The following is a 19,439-nucleotide window of genomic DNA, read 5'->3' on the forward strand; positions in this document are numbered from 1 at the left end:
CGTAATATTAAAAAATATTAATCAAGGAGGTATTTCAAAATGGCTAAAGCTAAATTTGAAAGAAATAAGCCGCACGTTAATATAGGAACAATAGGACACGTTGACCACGGTAAAACTACATTAACAGCTGCAATAACAAAAACATTACACGAGAGATATCAATTAGGAGAAGCTGTAGACTTCGCTAACATAGATAAAGCTCCAGAAGAAAGAGAAAGAGGTATAACAATATCTACTGCTCACGTTGAGTACGAAACTCCAAACAGACACTACGCTCACGTTGACTGCCCAGGACATGCTGACTACGTTAAGAACATGATAACAGGTGCTGCTCAAATGGACGGTGCTATATTAGTTTGTTCAGCAACAGATGGACCAATGCCTCAAACAAGAGAGCATATATTATTATCAAGACAAGTTGGTGTACCATACATAGTAGTATTCTTAAACAAATGTGATATGGTAGATGACGAAGAATTATTAGAGTTAGTTGAAATGGAAGTAAGAGACTTATTAAATGAGTACGAATTCCCAGGAGATGACACTCCAATAATAAGAGGATCTGCTTTAATGGCATTAGAAAACCCAGCTTCTGAGTGGGGAGACAAAATAGTTGAATTATTCGAGCAAATAGATGCTTATATACCAGAACCAGAAAGAGATGTTGATAAGAACTTCTTAATGCCAGTAGAAGACGTATTCTCTATAACAGGTAGAGGAACAGTTGCTACAGGTAGAGTTGAAAGAGGAGTATTAAAGGTTCAAGACGAAGTTGAAATAGTAGGTTTAGCTGATGAGCCAAGAAAAGTTGTAGTAACAGGAGTAGAAATGTTCAGAAAGTTATTAGACCAAGCACAAGCTGGAGATAACATAGGAGCATTAATAAGAGGGGTACAAAGAAATGAAATAGAAAGAGGACAAGTTATGGCTAAGCCAGGAACAGTTAAGCCTCACACTAAATTCATGGCAGAAGTATACGTTCTTAAAAAAGAAGAAGGTGGAAGACACACTCCATTCTTCGATGGATACAGACCACAATTCTACTTCAGAACAACAGACGTTACAGGAGCTTGTAAGTTACCAGAAGGTATAGAAATGGTTATGCCTGGAGATAACGTAACAATGTCAGTTGAGTTAATAAACTCAATAGCAATAGAAGAAGGATTAAGATTCGCAATAAGAGAAGGTGGAAGAACAGTAGCATCAGGAGTTGTTGCTTCTATAGTTGAATAATCTTCTTTAAAGTGATTAATAATAGACAAAAAAAGAGGAGTATAACTCCTCTTTTTTTAAGCTGGAATCTACAAAAACATTGACACGACTATTATTTTATGATAACTTATACAAGGTAATGATTCAGGAAGGTGATAATACCTCAATAATATAAGTTAAGGTGTTATTTAACTATATATATTATTATATTAATAAAGTTGGAGGTGTAGAAGATGAGAGTTAAAGTAACTTTAGCATGTACAGAGTGTAAGCAAAGAAACTACAACACTACAAAAAACAAGAAGACTAACCCAGACAGAATAGAATTAAACAAATATTGTAAATTCTGTAAGAAACATACAGCTCATAAAGAAACAAAATAGTTTTATTTAAGGAGTGAGTTTAACAGTGGCTGCCCAAGCAAATCAAGGCGCAGAAACTAAAAAAAGATTCAGTTTATTCACTTATATAAAAGAGACTAAACAAGAATTAAAAAGAGTTTCTTGGCCTACAAAAAAAGAATTACTTAAAAACACAGGCGTGGTTTTAACTGTAGTTATTTCAGCTACTATATTAGTGTGGGTTTTAGATACTGCATTACAAAGTGCTCTAGGGCTTATACTGAAATAGACGAAAAGGAGAAAACAATATGTCAGAATTACAAGAAGCAAGATGGTATGTTGTGCATACTTATTCAGGGCATGAAAATAAAGTTAAAGCTACTATAGAAAAAGCTGTAAAAACAAGAGGAATGGAAGACTATATAACACAATTAGTTGTTCCTACTGAAGATGTAGTCGAAACTACAAAAACAGGAAAAGAAAAAACTAGACAGCGTAAGGTGTTTCCAAGTTATGTCTTAGTTAAAATGATAATCACAGATGAATCTTGGTATATCGTAAGAAATACTAAGGGTGTTACTGGATTCGTTGGACCAGGTTCAAAGCCAGTACCATTAAGTGATGATGAAGTAAGAGCTATGGGCATAGAAATTGACGTTCCTAAGATAGTTAACCCAGATGTAGACTTAGAAATAGGTGATACAGTTGAGGTTGCTAAAGGTCCTTTCAGTGGACAAGTAGGTAATGTTGAAGAAATCAACCTGGAAACAAAAGAAGCAAAAGTGTGTATAGATGCATTTGGCAAGAAGACTCTATTTGTAATAGAGTTTGAAAATATACAAAAAATATAATAAAATTAAGATAGAAAATTTTTGAGGAGGTGCGCTCAATGGCTAAAAAAGTTATAGGTCAAATAAAATTACAAATACCTGCAGGTAAGGCAACGCCAGCTCCACCAGTTGGGCCAGCGTTAGGACAACACGGTGTTAACATAATGGGATTCACTAAGGAGTTCAATGCAAAAACTGCAGATCAAGCAGGAATGATAATACCAGTTGTTATAACTGTATACCAAGATAGATCATTCTCATTCATAACAAAAACTCCTCCAGCTGCAGTATTATTAAAGAAAGCTGCTGGATTAGATACAGCTTCAGGAGAACCTAACAAGAAGAAAGTTGCTACTTTATCTTCTGCTAAGGTAAGAGAAATAGCTGAATTAAAAATGCCTGACTTAAATGCTGCATCAGTAGAAGCTGCTATGAGTATGATAGCTGGTACTGCAAGAAGTATGGGTATCGTTGTAGAAGACTAATTTTTAAATAAGAATTAGACACTTCGTATAGAAGTGGGAGGCTAAAAAGCCGAATATAACCACAAGGAGGAAAATAAAATGGCAAAGAAAAGTAAAAAATACGCAGAAGCGTTAAACAAAATAGACAGAACTAGATTATATGATGCTACAGAAGCTTTATCTTTAGTTGCAGAAGTTGCTACAGCTAAGTTTGATGAAACTGTTGAAGCTCATATAAAATTAGGTGTTGACTCAAGACATGCTGATCAACAAGTTAGAGGTGCGGTTGTATTACCACACGGAACTGGTAAAACTAAGAGAGTTTTAGTTTTCGCTAAAGGAGCTAAAGCTGCTGAAGCTGAAGCTGCTGGAGCTGACTTTGTAGGAGCTGAAGAATTAGTTCAAAAAATACAAGGTGAAAACTGGTTCGAATTCGATATAGTTGTTGCTACTCCAGACATGATGGGTGTAGTAGGTAGATTAGGTAGAGTATTAGGACCTAAAGGTTTAATGCCAAACCCTAAATCAGGAACTGTTACTTTCGATGTAGCTAAAGCTATAGACGAAATAAAAGCAGGTAAAGTAGAATACAGATTAGACAAAACTAACATAATACACGTTCCAGTAGGAAAAGTATCATTTGGTGGAGAAAAGTTAGCTGAAAACTTTGCTGCATTAATGGATGCAATAGTTAAGGCTAAGCCAGCAGCTGCTAAAGGACAATACTTAAGAAGTATAGCAGTAGCTTCTACTATGGGACCTGGTGTTAAAATAAACCCAGCTAAAATAGCAGAATAATAAAATTCTTGACAACCAAATACAAAAATGTTAATATAACAATTGTTGATATAAAAAAGAATAGATTTGCCGTAGACAGTAGGTGCTGAAAAGCTTAATTTCCTACCGAGGTTTTAGATAAATTGAAATTACTAAAGCTTTTGTTGTCTGTTTTGTCACCAAAAGCTTTTTTAAATGAGATTGCGGCGAATACTAAACCTATTAGGTGAAGGAGGTGCACATCTATATGAGAAAAGCTATAGAACTTAAGTCACAAGTTGTTTCTGAAATAGTTGAAAAATTAGAAAAATCATCATCTGCTATAGTTGTTGATTACAAAGGATTAACAGTTGAAGAGGTAACTGAATTAAGAAAGAAAATGAGAGAAGCTGGTGTTGAATACAAAGTATACAAAAACACTTTAGTTAGAAAAGCTGCTAAAGAAGTTGGTATAGAACAATTCAACGACGAGTTATTAGTTGGAACTAATGCAATAGCATTCGGATATGAAGATCCAGTTGCTCCAGCTAGAATATTAAAAGATTTTATGGATGCTCATCCAAAAATGCAATTAAAAATGGGTGTAGTAGAAGGTGAATTCTACAACGAATCTCAAATAGTTGAGTTCGCTAACATACCATCAAGAGAAGTTCTTCTTGCTAAGTTACTTGGTAGCTTAAAAGCTCCAATGTCAAACTTCGCATACTTAATAGATGCTTTAATAAAGAAACAAGAAGGACAAGAAGCTTAATTGTCAATTTAGAAAAGTTAGATATTGTAATATAATAACTTAAAAATAAAATTATTGAAAAAAATTCGGAGGTGCTAAAAATGACAATAGAACAAATATTAGAAGCTATAGAAAACATGAAAGTTTTAGAATTAAATGAATTAGTTAAAGCTGCTGAAGAAAAATTCGGTGTATCTGCTTCAGCTCCAGTTATGATGGCTGGTGCAGTTGCTGGTGGAGCTGCTGAAGAAAAAACTGAATTCGACGTAGTATTAGCAAACGCTGGTGCTTCAAAAGTTGGAGTTATAAAAGCTGTTAGAGAAGTAACAGGATTAGGATTAAAAGAAGCTAAAGAAGTAGTTGATAACGCTCCTAAGACATTAAAAGAAGGTGTTTCTAAAGAAGAAGCTGACCAAATAAAAGAAAAATTAGAAGCTGCTGGAGCTACAATAGAAGTTAAGTAGTTTTCTTTCAAAAAGATGTCCTTATGGACATCTTTTTTTATTTTTATAAAAGTTTGAATAAAATATGTATAAAAATAGAATTTTAGATTAGAATTTTGTACATAATAAATAATGCATATTTTATGAAAAGCATTATTTATACGAGTCTATACATAAGTTATATATTGAAAAATGTTATTTGTTATGATAAAATTATTAGATGCGTTACAATGAACTATGGTTTTATTTTTAATTATTGAGAGGTGAATAGTGAATGCCACATCCTGTCACGATAGGTAAAAGGACTAGAATGAGCTTTTCTAAGATAAAAGAAATAGCTGACGTGCCAAATCTTATAGAACTACAAGTAGATTCTTATAAGTGGTTTATTGAAGAGGGTCTTAAAGAAGTTTTTGAGGATATTTCTCCAATAGAAGATTACACAGGTAATCTTATATTAGAATTTGTAGATTACTCTTTAGATGATAAACCTAAATACGATATAGAAGAATGTAAAGATAGAGATGCTACATATTGTGCACCTCTAAAAGTAAAAGTAAGACTTATAAACAAGGAAACTGGTGAAATAAAAGAGCAAGAAGTCTTCATGGGCGATTTCCCATTAATGACTGAAAAAGGTACTTTTGTTATCAACGGTGCAGAGAGAGTTATAGTAAGTCAATTAGTTAGATCTCCAGGAGTATACTATGCTCTAGAAAGAGATAAAACGGGTAAAAAATTAATCTCATCTACAGTTATACCAAACAGAGGAGCATGGTTAGAGTACGAAACAGATTCAAACGATGTAATATCTGTAAGAGTTGATAGAACTAGAAAACAACCAGTTACAGTTTTATTAAGAGCTTTAGGTATAGGTACAGATGCTGAGATAATAGAACTATTAGGTGAAGATGAAAGATTAGCTGCAACTTTAGAAAAAGATAACACTAAAACAGTTGAAGAGGGTCTAATAGAAATATACAAAAAGTTAAGACCGGGTGAACCTCCAACAGTAGAAAGTGCATCTTCTTTATTAAATGCATTATTCTTCGATCCTAAGAGATATGATTTAGCAAAAGTAGGTAGATATAAATTCAACAAGAAACTTGCTTTATGCTATAGAATAATGAATAAAATATCAGCTGAAGATATAGTAAATCCTGAAACAGGAGAAGTATTCGTTAAAGCTGGCGATAAGATAAGCTATGAAGTTGCTAAGGATATACAAAATTCAGGTATAAATGTAGTTACTTTATTAGCTGAAGATGAAAAATCTGTTAAAGTTATAGGAAATAATTTCGTTGATATAAAATCACATGTTGATTTCGATATAGATGAATTAGATATAAAAGAACAAGTTCACTATCCAACTTTAAAAGAAATTTTAGAAGCTTATAGTGATGAAGAAGAAATAAAAGAAGCTATAAAGTTCAGAATAAAAGAACTTATACCAAAGCATATATTATTAGATGATATAATAGCTTCTATAAACTATGAATTCAACTTATTCCATGATATTGGAAATATAGATGATATAGATCACTTAGGTAACAGAAGAATAAGATCAGTTGGTGAGTTATTACAAAACCAAGTTAGAATAGGTCTTTCTAGAATGGAAAGAGTTATAAGAGAAAGAATGACTGTTCAAGATATGGAAGCTATAACGCCACAAGCGTTAGTTAACATAAGACCAGTTTCTGCTGCGATAAAAGAGTTCTTCGGAAGTTCTCAGTTATCACAGTTCATGGATCAAAATAACCCGTTATCTGAGTTAACACATAAGAGAAGATTATCTGCATTAGGACCAGGAGGTCTTTCAAGAGAAAGAGCTGGATTCGAAGTGCGTGACGTTCATCATTCTCACTACGGAAGAATGTGTCCGATAGAAACTCCAGAAGGACCAAACATCGGTCTTATAAACTCATTATCTACTTATGCTAAGATAAATGAATTTGGATTCATAGAGTCTCCTTATAGAAAAGTTGACAAAGAATCTGGAAGAGTTACTAATGAGATACATTACTTAACTGCTGATGAAGAAGATTTATTCATAAGAGCCCAAGCAAATGAACCATTAGAAGAAGATGGTACTTTTGTAAACAAGAGAGTAGTTTGTAGAACTGTAAATGGTGCAGTTGAACTAGTTCCTGTTAACAGAGTTGACTACATGGATATATCTCCAAAGCAAGTTGTTTCTATAGCGACTGCTATGATACCATTCTTAGAAAATGACGATGCCAACCGTGCGCTAATGGGAGCGAACATGCAACGTCAAGCAGTGCCTCTAGTTAGAAGAGAAGCACCAGTTATAGGTACAGGAGTTGAATATAGAGCTGCTAAGGACTCAGGTGCAGTTGTTGTTGCTAAAAACTCTGGTATAGCAGAGAGAGTAACAGCTGATGAAATAATAATAAAAAGAGAAGACGGAGTAAAAGATAGATACAAATTACTTAAGTTTAAACGTTCAAACGCAGGTACTTGTATAAACCAAACTCCTATAATAAATAAAGGTGACCAAATAGAAAAGGGTGACGTTATAGCAGATGGACCAGCTACTGACCTTGGGGAAATAGCATTAGGTAGAAATATGTTCGTAGCGTTCATGACTTGGGAAGGTTACAACTATGAGGATGCTATCTTAATAAACGAAAAATTAGTTAAAGAAGATAGATTATCTACAATTCATATAGAAGAATATGAATGTGAAGCTAGAGATACAAAACTAGGACCAGAAGAAATAACTAGAGATATACCTAACGTTGGAGAAAGTGCTATAAAGGACTTAGATGAAAGAGGTATAATAAGAATAGGTGCTGAAGTAGATTCAGGAGATATATTAGTAGGTAAAGTAACTCCTAAAGGAGAAACTGAACTTACAGCTGAAGAAAGATTACTTCGTGCAATATTCGGAGAAAAAGCTAGAGAAGTTAGAGATACTTCACTTAAAGTACCACATGGTGAAGGTGGTATAATAGTAGACGTAAAAGTGTTTACTAGAGAAAATGGAGATGATTTATCTCCAGGAGTTAACGAACTTGTTAGATGTTATATAGCTCAAAAGAGAAAGATAAAAGTTGGAGATAAGATGGCCGGACGTCACGGTAACAAAGGGGTTATATCAAGAGTATTACCACAAGAAGACATGCCGTTCACAGAAGACGGAACTCCACTTGACATAGTTCTTAACCCACAAGGTATACCATCTCGTATGAACATCGGACAGGTTCTAGAAGTTCACTTAGGTCTTGCAGCTAAGGCTTTAGGATGGCATGTAGCTACATCAGTATTTGATGGTGCTAAAGAGTCAGATATAAGAAAGGCTTTAGTAGAAGCAGGTTACCCTGAAGATGGTAAATTAACATTATATGATGGTAGAACAGGTGAAACATTCGATAACAGAATAACAGTTGGATACATGTACATGTTAAAACTGCATCACCTTGTTGATGACAAGTTACATGCAAGAAGTACAGGACCATACTCTTTAGTTACTCAACAACCATTAGGTGGTAAAGCACAATTTGGTGGACAGAGATTCGGGGAGATGGAGGTTTGGGCTCTAGAAGCATACGGAGCTGCTCACATACTTCAAGAAATATTAACTGTTAAGTCAGATGACGTTGTAGGACGTGTTAGAGCGTACGAAGCAATAGTTAAAGGTGAAAATATACCTGAGCCAGGAATACCAGAATCATTCAAGGTTCTTATAAAAGAACTTCAAAGTTTATGCTTAGATGTAAAAGTATTATCAGAAGAAGATCAAGAAATAGAAGTAAGAGAATCTTTAGATATGGATGATACAACTGGTGAGTTCGAATTAGATGTTATAGATAACATGAATGAAGTAGAACAAAATCATATAATAGAAGAAATAGATGACGAATTCATCGAAAATGATGAAGAAGACATAGATAGTTTAGACTTTGAAGATGAAGAAGACTTCGAATCATTAAACTATGAAGATGAAGACTTTGATGTATAAATTTAATTAACCGCAAATATCAAATAGAAGGGAGAGAACTCCTTGTTTGAATTAAACAATTTTGAGTCGATAAAAATAGCATTAGCTTCTCCAGAAAAAATAAGACAATGGTCTAGAGGAGAAGTAAAGAAACCTGAAACAATAAACTACCGTACATTAAAACCAGAAAAAGATGGTCTATTCTGTGAAAGAATATTCGGACCTCAAAAAGACTGGGAATGTCACTGTGGTAAGTATAGAAGAGTAAGATACAAAGGTGTAGTTTGTGATAGATGTGGAGTAGAAGTAACAAAGGCTAAAGTAAGAAGAGAAAGAATGGGACATATAGAGCTAGCAGCTCCTATGTCTCATATCTGGTACTTCAAAGGTATACCAAGTAGAATGGGTCTTTTACTTGATATGTCACCAAGATCTTTAGAAAAAATATTATACTTTGCTTCTTATGTTGTAGTTGATCCAGGTGAAACAGGATTAAATGAAAAACAACTATTAACAGAAAAAGAATACAGAGCTGCTGTTGATAAGTATGGATACAATACTTTCACTGTAGGTATGGGTGCTGAAGCTGTTAAGCAATTACTACAAAACATAGACCTAGAAAAAGAAAGTAAAGAATTAAGAGCTGACTTAAAAGACAGTACAGGTCAAAAAAGAGTTAGAACAATAAGAAGATTAGAAGTGGTAGAAGCTTTCAGAAAATCTGGAAATAGACCAGAATGGATGATATTAGATGCTATACCTGTAATACCTCCAGATTTAAGACCTATGGTTCAACTTGATGGAGGAAGATTTGCCACTTCTGACTTAAATGATTTATATAGAAGAGTTATAAACAGAAACAACAGATTAAAGAGATTACTAGAACTTGGAGCTCCTGACATTATCGTAAGAAATGAAAAGAGAATGCTTCAAGAAGCAGTAGATGCTTTAATAGACAATGGTAGAAGAGGTAGACCTGTAACAGGACCTGGTAATAGACCACTTAAGTCATTATCAGACATGTTAAAAGGTAAGCAAGGACGTTTCCGTCAAAACTTACTTGGTAAACGTGTTGACTACTCAGGACGTTCAGTTATAGTTGTTGGACCAGAACTTAAATTCTATCAATGTGGTCTTCCTAAGAAAATGGCTCTTGAATTATTCAAGCCATTCGTTATGGATAAATTAGTTAAAGAAGGATTTGCACACAACATAAAGAGTGCAAAATCTATAGTAGAAAAAGTTAAACCAGAAGTATGGGATGTTTTAGAAGATGTTATAAAGAGTCATCCAGTTCTTCTTAACCGTGCCCCTACTCTTCATAGATTAGGTATACAAGCATTTGAACCAGTTTTAGTTGAAGGAAAAGCTATAAAGCTACATCCACTTGTATGTACAGCGTACAATGCCGACTTCGACGGTGACCAAATGGCGGTACACGTACCTTTATCAGTAGAAGCACAAGCAGAAGCTAGATTCTTAATGTTATCTGTAAATAACATACTAGCTCCTAAAGATGGTAGCCCAATAACTACTCCTTCTCAGGATATGGTTTTAGGATGTTACTACTTAACAATAGAAGCTCAAGGTGGAGAAAAAGGAACAGGAACAGTATTCAAAGACTTCAATGAAATGTTACTTGCTTATCAAAACCAAGCTGTTCAATTACACTCTTTAGTAAAAATGAGAGTTGTATTAGAGGATGGAAGAAGCTCTATAGTTGAAAGTACTGTAGGTAGATTCATATTCAATGAAAATATACCTCAAGACTTAGGATTTGTAGACAGAAGTGTAGATCCATTTGGATTAGAAATAGACTTCTTAGTTGACAAAAAAGCTTTAGGAAAGATAATAGATAAGTGTTTCAGAAAGCATGGAAACACAGATACAGCTGTATTACTTGACCACATAAAATCTTTAGGGTTCAAATACTCTACTAGAGGTGGTATAACAGTTGCGGTTGCTGATATGAAGATACCAGAAGCTAAGAAAGGTTATATAACAGCAGCTGAAGAAAAAGTTGATAAATATGAAAAAGCATATAGAAGAGGTCTAATCTCTGACGAAGAAAGATATGAAAGAGTTATAGAAACTTGGACAGAAACAACTGAAAAAGTTACAGATGCTCTTATGGAAGGATTAGAAAGACTTAATAATATATATATAATGGCACACTCAGGAGCCAGAGGTTCTAAGAACCAGATAAGACAGTTAGCTGGTATGCGTGGTCTGATGGCCAATGCATCTGGTAAAACAGTTGAGGTTCCAGTTAAATCTAACTTCCGTGAAGGTTTATCAGTAATGGAATACTTCACATCTTCACACGGGGCTAGAAAGGGTCTTGCCGATACAGCACTTCGTACAGCTGACTCAGGATACTTAACAAGAAGACTTGTTGATGTCAGTCAAGATGTTATAGTAAGAGAGGTTGACTGTGGTACTACAGAAACTACAGAAACATTTGCTATAAAAGATGGAAACGAAGTAATAGAAGTACTATACGACAGAATAGTTGGTAGATACACTATAGATGCTATAGTAAACCCAACTACTGGAGAAGTTATAGTAGAAGCTGATTCTATGATACAAGAAGATGATGCTGAAAAGATAATAGCTGCAGGAATAGAAACTGTACAAATAAGAACAGTTCTTAACTGTAAGACAAACCATGGTGTTTGTACTAAGTGTTATGGTAGAAACCTTGCTACAGGTAAAGAAGTTAATATAGGAGAAGCTGTTGGTATAATAGCTGCTCAATCAATCGGTGAACCAGGTACTCAGCTTACAATGCGTACATTCCATACAGGTGGGGTTGCCGGAGGAGATATAACTCAAGGTCTTCCAAGGGTTGAAGAATTATTTGAAGCAAGAAAACCTAAAGGTTTAGCTATCATAACAGAAATAACTGGTAGAGTTGAAATAGACGAAACTGGTAAGAGAAAAGAAATAAACATAGTTCCTGAAAATGGAGAAACAGAAGTTTATGCTATACCTTATGGATCAAGAATAAGAGTTAAGCATGGACAAATGGTTGAAGCTGGTGATCCATTAACTCAAGGTTCTATAAACCCACATGACATAGTAAGAGTTAAAGGTATAGGCGGAGTTCAAGACTATATCGTTAAAGAAGTTCAAAGAGTTTATAGAATGCAAGGGGTTGACGTTAACGATAAGCATATAGAAGTTATAGTAAGACAAATGATTTCTAAAGTTAAGGTTGAGGATCCAGGAGATACAGAATTAATCCCAGGTGGATATGAAGATGTATTAACATTTGATAAGTGTAATGAAGAAGCTATAGCTCAAGGATTAAAGCCTGCTGTTGCTAATAGAGTATTACTTGGTATAACTAAGGCATCTCTTGCTACAGATTCATTCTTATCAGCTGCTTCATTCCAAGAAACAACAAGAGTATTAACTGAAGCTGCTATAAAAGGAAAAGAAGACCACTTAATAGGTCTTAAAGAAAATGTTATATTAGGTAAGTTAATACCAGCAGGAACAGGTATGAAGAGATATAAAAACATAGCTGTTGAAAAAATACAAGACTAAGATAATAACAGATAAAGAAACCTTGACAGTATCTATGTTAGGGTGATAAAATGTAAAAGTGTGTAATCGAAGATCGCTAAAATTTGAAAAAATATTAGTGATCTTTGATTAGACTTTTTAATAAATGAACTAGCAGCACCAAACTGCAAAAGAGCTAAAAACCACATATTTATGTGTGTTAATAGACATTTAATTGTACATGTAACTTTTGTTACAAAACATGTCAGTGTTATTTATACTGACGTAGTTGGCGGTCATTTAAAGATCGAAAATTTTGGAAGGAGGTGCAGATGATGCCAACAATTAACCAATTAGTTCGTAAAAACAGACAAGCAATAGAAAAGAAATCTACTGCTCCAGCATTACAAAAGGGATTCAACTCTTTACACAAGAAAGCTACTGATGCTAGTGCTCCACAAAAAAGAGGAGTTTGTACTTCAGTAAAAACAGTTACTCCTAAGAAGCCTAACTCAGCTTTAAGAAAAGTTGCCAGAGTTAGATTAACAAACGGAATAGAAGTTTCTGCTTATATACCAGGAGAAGGACACAACTTACAAGAGCATAGTGTTGTTCTTATAAGAGGAGGAAGAGTTAAAGACCTTCCAGGGGTTAGATACCACATATTAAGAGGTACTTTAGATACTGCAGGTGTTGATAAGAGAATGCAAGCTAGATCTAAGTACGGTGCTAAGAGACCTAAAGCTGCAAAGAAATAATAAAAACTAACAATTAATTATATGTGCGGTGCTTTAAATATATATGTATTTATGGCATCACGGCGTTATTAATGTCGAGTACCTATGATTTAAGATTAAATAATTAAGGAGGGAAGCAAAATGCCAAGAAAAGGTAATGTTCCAAAGAGAGAAGTATTAGCTGATCCAATGTATGGAAGTAAAGTTGTTACTAAGTTAATAAACAATTTAATGATAGACGGAAAAAAAGGGAAAGCTCAAACAATAGTTTATGATGCTTTCGCTATGATAGCTGAAAAAACAGGAGAAGAAGCTATAGAAGTATTCAACAGAGCTATGGATAACATAATGCCTGTTTTAGAAGTTAAAGCAAGAAGAGTTGGTGGAGCTAACTACCAAGTTCCAGTTGAAGTTAGACCTGAGAGAAGACAAACTTTAGGTTTAAGATGGTTAGTAAACTACACTAGAGCTCGTGGAGAAAAAGGAATGGTTGAAAAGTTAGCGAAAGAAATAATGGACGCTGCTAACAACACAGGAGCTTCAGTTAAGAAGAAAGAAGATACTCATAAGATGGCAGAAGCTAATAAAGCATTTGCTCATTATAGATTCTAATAAAATAGGATATAATTGATACCTTATAAGGGATATCACAAGGAGGAGAACCATGGCTAGAAAGTTTCCTTTAGAAAGAACTAGAAATATAGGAATCATGGCTCATATAGATGCAGGAAAAACTACTACTACAGAAAGAATCCTTTTCTATACAGGGCAAACACATAAAATAGGAGAAACTCACGAAGGAGCTTCTCAAATGGACTGGATGGAGCAAGAGAAGGAGAGAGGTATAACAATAACTTCTGCTGCTACTACTGCTGCATGGAAAGACCATAGAATAAACATAATAGATACACCAGGACACGTCGACTTCACAGTTGAGGTTGAAAGATCTCTAAGAGTTCTTGACGGTTCAGTTGCTGTATTCTGTGCTAAAGGTGGGGTTGAACCTCAATCTGAGAACGTATGGAGACAAGCAGATAACTACGGTGTACCTAGAATAGCATTTGTAAACAAAATGGATATCATGGGTGCAGACTTCTACAATGTTGTACAAATGATGAAAGACAGATTAAGTGCAAATGCAGTACCTGTTCAATTACCAATAGGTAAAGAAGACTGGTTAGAAGGTGAAGTTGACTTAGTAGAAATGTGTGCTCACATATACAAAGACGACTTAGGAAAAGTAATAGAAAGAACTGAAATACCAGAAGATATGAAAGAATTAGCTCAAGAGTGGAGAGAAAAGCTTATAGAAGCTGTTGCTGAAACTGATGAAGAGTTAATGATGAAATATCTTGAAGGAGAAGAATTCTCTGTAGAAGAAATAAAAACTGCTATAAGAAAAGCTACTATAGCTTGTGAAATGAACCCAGTATTCTGTGGATCTGCATACAGAAACAAAGGTGTTCAGTTATTATTAGATGGTGTTGTTGATTACTTACCAGCTCCAACTGATATAGAAGCTATAAAAGGTATATTACCAGATGGTGAAGAAGCAGCTAGACAATCTTCTGACGAAGAACCATTCTCAGCATTAGCATTCAAAATAATGACTGACCCATTCGTTGGTAAGTTAGCATTCTTCAGAGTTTACTCTGGGGTAATAACAAGTGGATCTTACGTTCTTAACTCTACTAAAAACAAGAGAGAAAGAATAGGTCGTATACTTCAAATGCATGCTAATACAAGAGAAGAAATATCTGAAGTATATGCTGGAGATATAGCTGCAGCAGTAGGATTAAAAGATACTACTACTGGAGATACTTTATGTGATCCTGCACATGCTATAATACTTGAATCTATGGAATTCCCAGAGCCAGTTATATCTGTTGCTATAGAGCCAAAGTCTAAAGCTGCTCAAGAAAAAATGGGAACTGCTCTTCAAAAGTTAACTGAAGAAGATCCAACTTTCACAGTTAAAACTGACGAAGAAACAGGACAAACTATAATATCTGGAATGGGTGAATTACACTTAGAGATAATAGTTGATAGATTATTAAGAGAATTCAAAGTTGAAGCTAACGTTGGTGCTCCACAAGTTGCTTACAGAGAAACAATAACTCAACCAGTTGATATAGAGTACAAGTACTCTAAGCAATCAGGTGGTAGAGGACAATACGGTCACGTTAAGATAAGAGTTAACCCTCAAGAACCAGGTGCTGGTTATGTATTCGAAAACAAGACTGTTGGTGGATCTGTACCAAAAGAATACGTTGGACCAACTGATGCAGGTATACAAGGTGCTATGGCATCTGGTGTAGTTGCTGGATACCCAGTTGTTGACGTTGCTGTTGAATTATACGATGGTTCTTACCATGAAGTCGATTCATCAGAAATGGCATTCAAAATGGCTGGTTCAATGGCTATGAAAGAAGCTTTAAGAAAAGGAAATTCTGTATTATTAGAGCCATACTTCAAAGTTGAAGTTGTTACTCCTGAAGAATACATGGGAGACGTTATGGGTGGATTAAACTCTAAGAGAGGTTTAATACAAGGTATGGAAGCTAGATCTGGTGCACAAGTTATAAATGCATTCGTTCCACTTTCAGAAATGTTCGGATACTCTACTGAGTTAAGATCTACTACTCAAGGTCGTGCAACTTACACTATGATATTTGACCACTACGAGCAAGTTCCAGCTTCAGTTGCTAAGAAAATAGCTGAAGGAAGAAACTAATTAGTTTATTATTTTATTAATAAAATTAACATAAATTAAAATGAGTAAGACGAGTTTTACTCGTCTTACCTAAAATATATATAGGGAGGTATTTCAAAATGGCTAAAGCTAAATTTGAAAGAAATAAACCACACGTTAATATAGGAACAATAGGACACGTTGACCACGGTAAAACTACATTAACAGCTGCTATAACAAAAACTTTACATGAAAGATACCAATTAGGAGAAGCTGTAGACTTTGCTAACATAGATAAAGCTCCAGAAGAAAGAGAAAGAGGTATCACAATATCAACTGCTCACGTTGAGTACGAAACTCCAAACAGACACTACGCTCACGTTGACTGCCCAGGACATGCTGACTACGTTAAGAACATGATAACAGGTGCTGCTCAAATGGACGGTGCTATATTAGTTTGTTCAGCAACAGATGGACCAATGCCTCAAACAAGAGAGCATATATTATTATCAAGACAAGTTGGTGTACCATACATAGTAGTATTCTTAAACAAGTGTGACATGGTAGACGATGAAGAATTATTAGAGTTAGTTGAAATGGAAATAAGAGACTTATTAAATGAGTACGAATTCCCAGGAGATGACACTCCAATAATAAGAGGATCTGCTTTAATGGCATTAGAAAACCCAGCTTCTGAGTGGGGAGACAAAATAGTTGAATTATTCGAGCAAATAGATGCTTATATACCAGAACCAGAAAGAGATGTTGATAAGAACTTCTTAATGCCAGTAGAAGACGTATTCTCTATAACAGGTAGAGGAACAGTTGCTACAGGTAGAGTTGAAAGAGGAGTATTAAAGGTTCAAGACGAAGTTGAAATAGTAGGTTTAGCTGATGAGCCAAGAAAAGTTGTAGTAACAGGAGTAGAAATGTTCAGAAAGTTATTAGACCAAGCACAAGCTGGAGATAACATAGGAGCATTAATAAGAGGGGTACAAAGAAATGAAATAGAAAGAGGACAAGTTATGGCTAAGCCAGGAACAGTTAAGCCTCATACTAAGTTCATGGCAGAAGTATACGTTCTTAAAAAAGAAGAAGGTGGAAGACACACTCCATTCTTCGATGGATACAGACCACAATTCTACTTCAGAACAACAGACGTTACAGGAGCTTGTAAGTTACCAGAAGGTATAGAAATGGTTATGCCTGGAGATAACGTAACAATGTCAGTTGAGTTAATAAACTCAATAGCAATAGAAGAAGGATTAAGATTCGCAATAAGAGAAGGTGGAAGAACAGTAGCATCAGGAGTTGTTGCTTCTATAGTTGAATAATCTTCTTTAAAGTGATTAATCAATAGATAAAAAGAGAGGTATAACCTCTCTTTTTTATTTAAAAGAATAAATTTGATAAATAGTAATAATATACTATTTATATTTCATTGACAAAATCTAATAAATTTTATATACTAAATGAGTGCTTTGTTAAAGGAAATAAATCAAGTTTCAGTCGAGTTTTACATAAAAAATAAAATTTATGAAAATTTAAAAAAAACTTGAAAAAATAAAAGAAATAATGTAAAATGTAATAGTGTGCTTGAGAGATACGAAAAAATAAACTACATCTTAGTTAGTAGCGACCTATTGTCGATTTAAAAATGCAACACACCCGGAGCAGTGTATCGGCATAAGTCGCGCGTAACAATTAAGATTAAACGTGCGATAAAGGAGGGAAATTAAAATGGCTCAAAATGAAAAAATAAGAATAAGATTAAAATCATATGATCACAAATTATTAGATTTTTCAGCTTCTAAAATAGTTGAAACTGCTAAGAAGGCTGGATCACAAGTTTCAGGACCTGTGCCACTACCAACAGAAAAGCAAATAGTAACTATATTAAGAGCTGTACACAAGTACAAAGACTCTAGAGAGCAATTCGAAATAAGAACTCATAAGAGATTAATCGACATAGCTAACCCAACACCTAAGACTGTTGACTCATTAATGAGATTAGACTTACCAGCTGGTGTTGATATAGAAATAAAGTTATAATAGCAACCTAAGATATTATCCTATAAGGAGATTGTCTTAGTATGATTATAGAATTATAATCCGCTGTAAGATTATAGGAGGTGCTAATATGAAAGGTATATTAGGAAAAAAACTAGGTATGACTCAAATATTCACTGAAGAAGGTATAGTAATACCTGTAACAGTTGTTGAGGCAGGACCAAACGTTGTAACTCAAGTTAAAACAGTTGAGAAAGACGGATACAATGCAATACAAGTTGGTTTTGAAGATGCTAAAGAAAAATCTTTAAACAAACCACAAAAAGGACATTTAGCTGCTGCTAATGTTTTAAAGAAACACTTAAAAGAATTCAGAGTAAACGCTGTAGAAGAATTCACAGTTGGACAAGAAATAAAAGCTGATTTATTCGCTGCAGGAGAAAAAATAGATGTTACTGGAACAAGTAAAGGTAAAGGATTCCAAGGTCCAATAAAGAGACATGGACAATCTAGAGGTCCTGAATCTCACGGTTCTAGATACCACAGAAGACCAGGTTCAATGGGAGCATGTTCTTTCCCAGGTAGAGTTTTCAAAAACAAAAAACTAGCAGGACACATGGGTAGCGTTAAAGTTACTGTTCAAAACTTAGAGGTTGTTAGAGTAGATGCTGATAAGAACCTTATATTAGTTAAAGGTGCTATACCAGGACCTAAAGGTTCAATGGTAACTATAAAGGAAGCTGTTAAGTCTTCTAAATAATGACTAACCTAAGAAAGGAGGAAGCACAATGCCAAAATTAAATGTATTAAATATTAATGGACAAAATGTTGGAGAAATAGAATTAGTAGATTCTATATTCAACGTAGAAGTTAATGAACATGTTTTATATGAAGTTGTTAAAAATCAATTAGCAAACAAGAGACAAGGTACTCAATCTGCTAAGACTAGAGCAGAAGTTAGAGGTGGCGGAAGAAAGCCTTGGAAACAAAAAGGAACTGGTAGAGCTAGACAAGGTTCTATAAGAGCAGTACAATGGGTAGGTGGAGGAGTTGCTTTCGCACCAAAGCCAAGAAGCTACAACTACACATTACCAAAGAAAGTTAGAAGATTAGCTATGAAGAGCGCTTTAACTTCTAAAGTACAAAACGGAGAAATGATAGTATTAGATGCTTTAAACATGGAAGCTCCTAAGACTAAAGAATTCGTTCAAATATTAAAGAATGTAAATGCTGCTAAGAAAGCTTTAGTAGTAACAGCTGAAAATAACGAAAACGTAATAAGATCAGCTAAGAACATAGAAGGTGTTGCAACTGCTACAGTTAACACTATAAATGTTTACGATATATTAAAGTATGATTCATTCATAATAACAACAGACGCTGTTAAAAAAGTGGAGGAGGTGTACGCATAATGACTAATCCACATGATATAATAAAAAAGCCAGTTGTAACTGAGCAAAGTATGATGGAAATGGCTAACAAGAAATATACTTTCGTTGTTGCTAAAGATGCAAACAAGACTGAAATAAAGAAAGCTGTAGAAGCTATATTCGGAGTAAATGTAGAAAAAGTTAATACATTAAACTACGATGGAAAAGTTAAAAGAATGGGTAGACATGAAGGAAGAACTGCAAGCTTTAAGAAAGCAGTAGTTAAATTAACTGCTGATAGCAAAGAAATAGAATTCTTCCAAGGAATGTAATTAACCCTAACTAATGAAGGAGGGAAAACA

General features: G+C 34.5%; 18 protein-coding genes and 1 other annotated feature. All 18 genes read left to right on the top strand.

Annotated elements, in window-relative coordinates:
• Positions 1–39 precede the first annotated feature (39 nt).
• The gene (gene tuf / locus G3997_RS11055; protein ID WP_296645850.1) at positions 40–1,233 is read left to right on the top strand and encodes an elongation factor Tu; all 1,194 of its coding nucleotides are present in this window, start codon (positions 40–42) and stop codon (positions 1,231–1,233) included.
• Positions 1,234–1,445: 212 nt separating this feature from the next.
• A complete protein-coding gene (rpmG, locus tag G3997_RS11060) occupies positions 1,446–1,595 on the top strand; it encodes a 50S ribosomal protein L33 (RefSeq protein WP_071119055.1) in 150 nt (49 codons plus the stop codon).
• 25 nt (positions 1,596–1,620) lie between these two features.
• Entirely contained in the window at positions 1,621–1,842 is a 222-nt protein-coding gene (secE, locus tag G3997_RS11065) for a preprotein translocase subunit SecE (protein ID WP_296645854.1), read from the top strand.
• A 19-nt stretch (positions 1,843–1,861) separates the two neighbouring features.
• Positions 1,862–2,404 (top strand): transcription termination/antitermination protein NusG, encoded by a 543-nt coding sequence (gene nusG, locus G3997_RS11070; RefSeq protein WP_296645857.1) that lies wholly within the window; start codon positions 1,862–1,864, stop codon positions 2,402–2,404.
• Between the two features lie 38 nt (positions 2,405–2,442).
• Positions 2,443–2,868, top strand: coding sequence for a 50S ribosomal protein L11 (gene rplK / locus G3997_RS11075; protein ID WP_180702537.1), 426 nt, complete (start codon positions 2,443–2,445; stop codon positions 2,866–2,868).
• Between the two features lie 78 nt (positions 2,869–2,946).
• On the top strand, positions 2,947–3,645 hold the full coding sequence (gene rplA / locus G3997_RS11080) for a 50S ribosomal protein L1 (RefSeq protein ID WP_296645862.1): 699 nt from the start codon (positions 2,947–2,949) through the stop codon (positions 3,643–3,645).
• Between the two features lie 51 nt (positions 3,646–3,696).
• Positions 3,697–3,826 (top strand) — a sequence feature (ribosomal protein L10 leader region).
• A gap of 45 nt (positions 3,827–3,871) precedes the next feature.
• A complete protein-coding gene (rplJ, locus tag G3997_RS11085) occupies positions 3,872–4,375 on the top strand; it encodes a 50S ribosomal protein L10 (protein WP_296645865.1) in 504 nt (167 codons plus the stop codon).
• Positions 4,376–4,455: 80 nt separating this feature from the next.
• Entirely contained in the window at positions 4,456–4,818 is a 363-nt protein-coding gene (rplL, locus tag G3997_RS11090; RefSeq protein ID WP_296645871.1) for a 50S ribosomal protein L7/L12, read from the top strand.
• A 253-nt stretch (positions 4,819–5,071) separates the two neighbouring features.
• Positions 5,072–8,779: a DNA-directed RNA polymerase subunit beta gene (rpoB, locus tag G3997_RS11095; protein WP_296645875.1), complete on the top strand. Its 3,708-nt coding sequence runs from the start codon at positions 5,072–5,074 to the stop codon at positions 8,777–8,779.
• Between the two features lie 42 nt (positions 8,780–8,821).
• Entirely contained in the window at positions 8,822–12,310 is a 3,489-nt protein-coding gene (gene rpoC, locus G3997_RS11100) for a DNA-directed RNA polymerase subunit beta' (RefSeq protein WP_296645878.1), read from the top strand.
• A 293-nt stretch (positions 12,311–12,603) separates the two neighbouring features.
• Positions 12,604–13,026 (top strand): 30S ribosomal protein S12, encoded by a 423-nt coding sequence (gene rpsL, locus G3997_RS11105; RefSeq protein ID WP_071119069.1) that lies wholly within the window; start codon positions 12,604–12,606, stop codon positions 13,024–13,026.
• Between the two features lie 120 nt (positions 13,027–13,146).
• Positions 13,147–13,617 carry a 30S ribosomal protein S7 gene (gene rpsG, locus G3997_RS11110; RefSeq protein ID WP_296645881.1) on the top strand — a complete coding sequence of 157 codons (471 nt, stop codon included), beginning with the start codon at positions 13,147–13,149 and terminating at the stop codon, positions 13,615–13,617.
• A gap of 52 nt (positions 13,618–13,669) precedes the next feature.
• Entirely contained in the window at positions 13,670–15,739 is a 2,070-nt protein-coding gene (gene fusA / locus G3997_RS11115; protein WP_296645885.1) for an elongation factor G, read from the top strand.
• A 98-nt stretch (positions 15,740–15,837) separates the two neighbouring features.
• Complete coding sequence (gene tuf / locus G3997_RS11120) at positions 15,838–17,031, top strand: elongation factor Tu (RefSeq protein WP_296645888.1); 1,194 nt, start codon at positions 15,838–15,840, stop codon at positions 17,029–17,031.
• A 406-nt stretch (positions 17,032–17,437) separates the two neighbouring features.
• Positions 17,438–17,749 (top strand): 30S ribosomal protein S10, encoded by a 312-nt coding sequence (gene rpsJ / locus G3997_RS11125; protein ID WP_296645891.1) that lies wholly within the window; start codon positions 17,438–17,440, stop codon positions 17,747–17,749.
• An 88-nt stretch (positions 17,750–17,837) separates the two neighbouring features.
• Positions 17,838–18,467, top strand: coding sequence for a 50S ribosomal protein L3 (gene rplC / locus G3997_RS11130; RefSeq protein ID WP_296645894.1), 630 nt, complete (start codon positions 17,838–17,840; stop codon positions 18,465–18,467).
• 28 nt (positions 18,468–18,495) lie between these two features.
• The gene (gene rplD / locus G3997_RS11135; RefSeq protein ID WP_296645897.1) at positions 18,496–19,119 is read left to right on the top strand and encodes a 50S ribosomal protein L4; all 624 of its coding nucleotides are present in this window, start codon (positions 18,496–18,498) and stop codon (positions 19,117–19,119) included.
• Positions 19,119–19,409, top strand: coding sequence for a 50S ribosomal protein L23 (gene rplW, locus G3997_RS11140; RefSeq protein WP_071119041.1), 291 nt, complete (start codon positions 19,119–19,121; stop codon positions 19,407–19,409). Before rplD ends, rplW begins: the two co-directional genes overlap by 1 nt.
• Positions 19,410–19,439 lie beyond the last annotated feature (30 nt).

It is taken from the genome of Romboutsia sp. 13368, assembly GCF_018336475.1.
In the GTDB taxonomy this organism is placed as follows: domain Bacteria; phylum Bacillota; class Clostridia; order Peptostreptococcales; family Peptostreptococcaceae; genus Romboutsia.

What these genes read in the sequence shown, in the direction of transcription:
- rplJ (WP_296645865.1), top strand. Translation starts at nt 3,872, where the DNA reads ATGAGAAAAGCTATAGAACTTAAGTCACAAGTTGTTTCTGAAATAGTT.
- rpmG (WP_071119055.1), top strand. Translation starts at nt 1,446, where the DNA reads ATGAGAGTTAAAGTAACTTTAGCATGTACAGAGTGTAAGCAAAGAAAC.
- fusA (WP_296645885.1), top strand. Translation starts at nt 13,670, where the DNA reads ATGGCTAGAAAGTTTCCTTTAGAAAGAACTAGAAATATAGGAATCATG.
- rplC (WP_296645894.1), top strand. Translation starts at nt 17,838, where the DNA reads ATGAAAGGTATATTAGGAAAAAAACTAGGTATGACTCAAATATTCACT.
- rplD (WP_296645897.1), top strand. Translation starts at nt 18,496, where the DNA reads ATGCCAAAATTAAATGTATTAAATATTAATGGACAAAATGTTGGAGAA.
- rpoB (WP_296645875.1), top strand. Translation starts at nt 5,072, where the DNA reads ATGCCACATCCTGTCACGATAGGTAAAAGGACTAGAATGAGCTTTTCT.
- rplW (WP_071119041.1), top strand. Translation starts at nt 19,119, where the DNA reads ATGACTAATCCACATGATATAATAAAAAAGCCAGTTGTAACTGAGCAA.
- rpsG (WP_296645881.1), top strand. Translation starts at nt 13,147, where the DNA reads ATGCCAAGAAAAGGTAATGTTCCAAAGAGAGAAGTATTAGCTGATCCA.
- rpsJ (WP_296645891.1), top strand. Translation starts at nt 17,438, where the DNA reads ATGGCTCAAAATGAAAAAATAAGAATAAGATTAAAATCATATGATCAC.
- rplA (WP_296645862.1), top strand. Translation starts at nt 2,947, where the DNA reads ATGGCAAAGAAAAGTAAAAAATACGCAGAAGCGTTAAACAAAATAGAC.
- nusG (WP_296645857.1), top strand. Translation starts at nt 1,862, where the DNA reads ATGTCAGAATTACAAGAAGCAAGATGGTATGTTGTGCATACTTATTCA.
- rplK (WP_180702537.1), top strand. Translation starts at nt 2,443, where the DNA reads ATGGCTAAAAAAGTTATAGGTCAAATAAAATTACAAATACCTGCAGGT.
- tuf (WP_296645888.1), top strand. Translation starts at nt 15,838, where the DNA reads ATGGCTAAAGCTAAATTTGAAAGAAATAAACCACACGTTAATATAGGA.
- tuf (WP_296645850.1), top strand. Translation starts at nt 40, where the DNA reads ATGGCTAAAGCTAAATTTGAAAGAAATAAGCCGCACGTTAATATAGGA.
- rpsL (WP_071119069.1), top strand. Translation starts at nt 12,604, where the DNA reads ATGCCAACAATTAACCAATTAGTTCGTAAAAACAGACAAGCAATAGAA.
- rplL (WP_296645871.1), top strand. Translation starts at nt 4,456, where the DNA reads ATGACAATAGAACAAATATTAGAAGCTATAGAAAACATGAAAGTTTTA.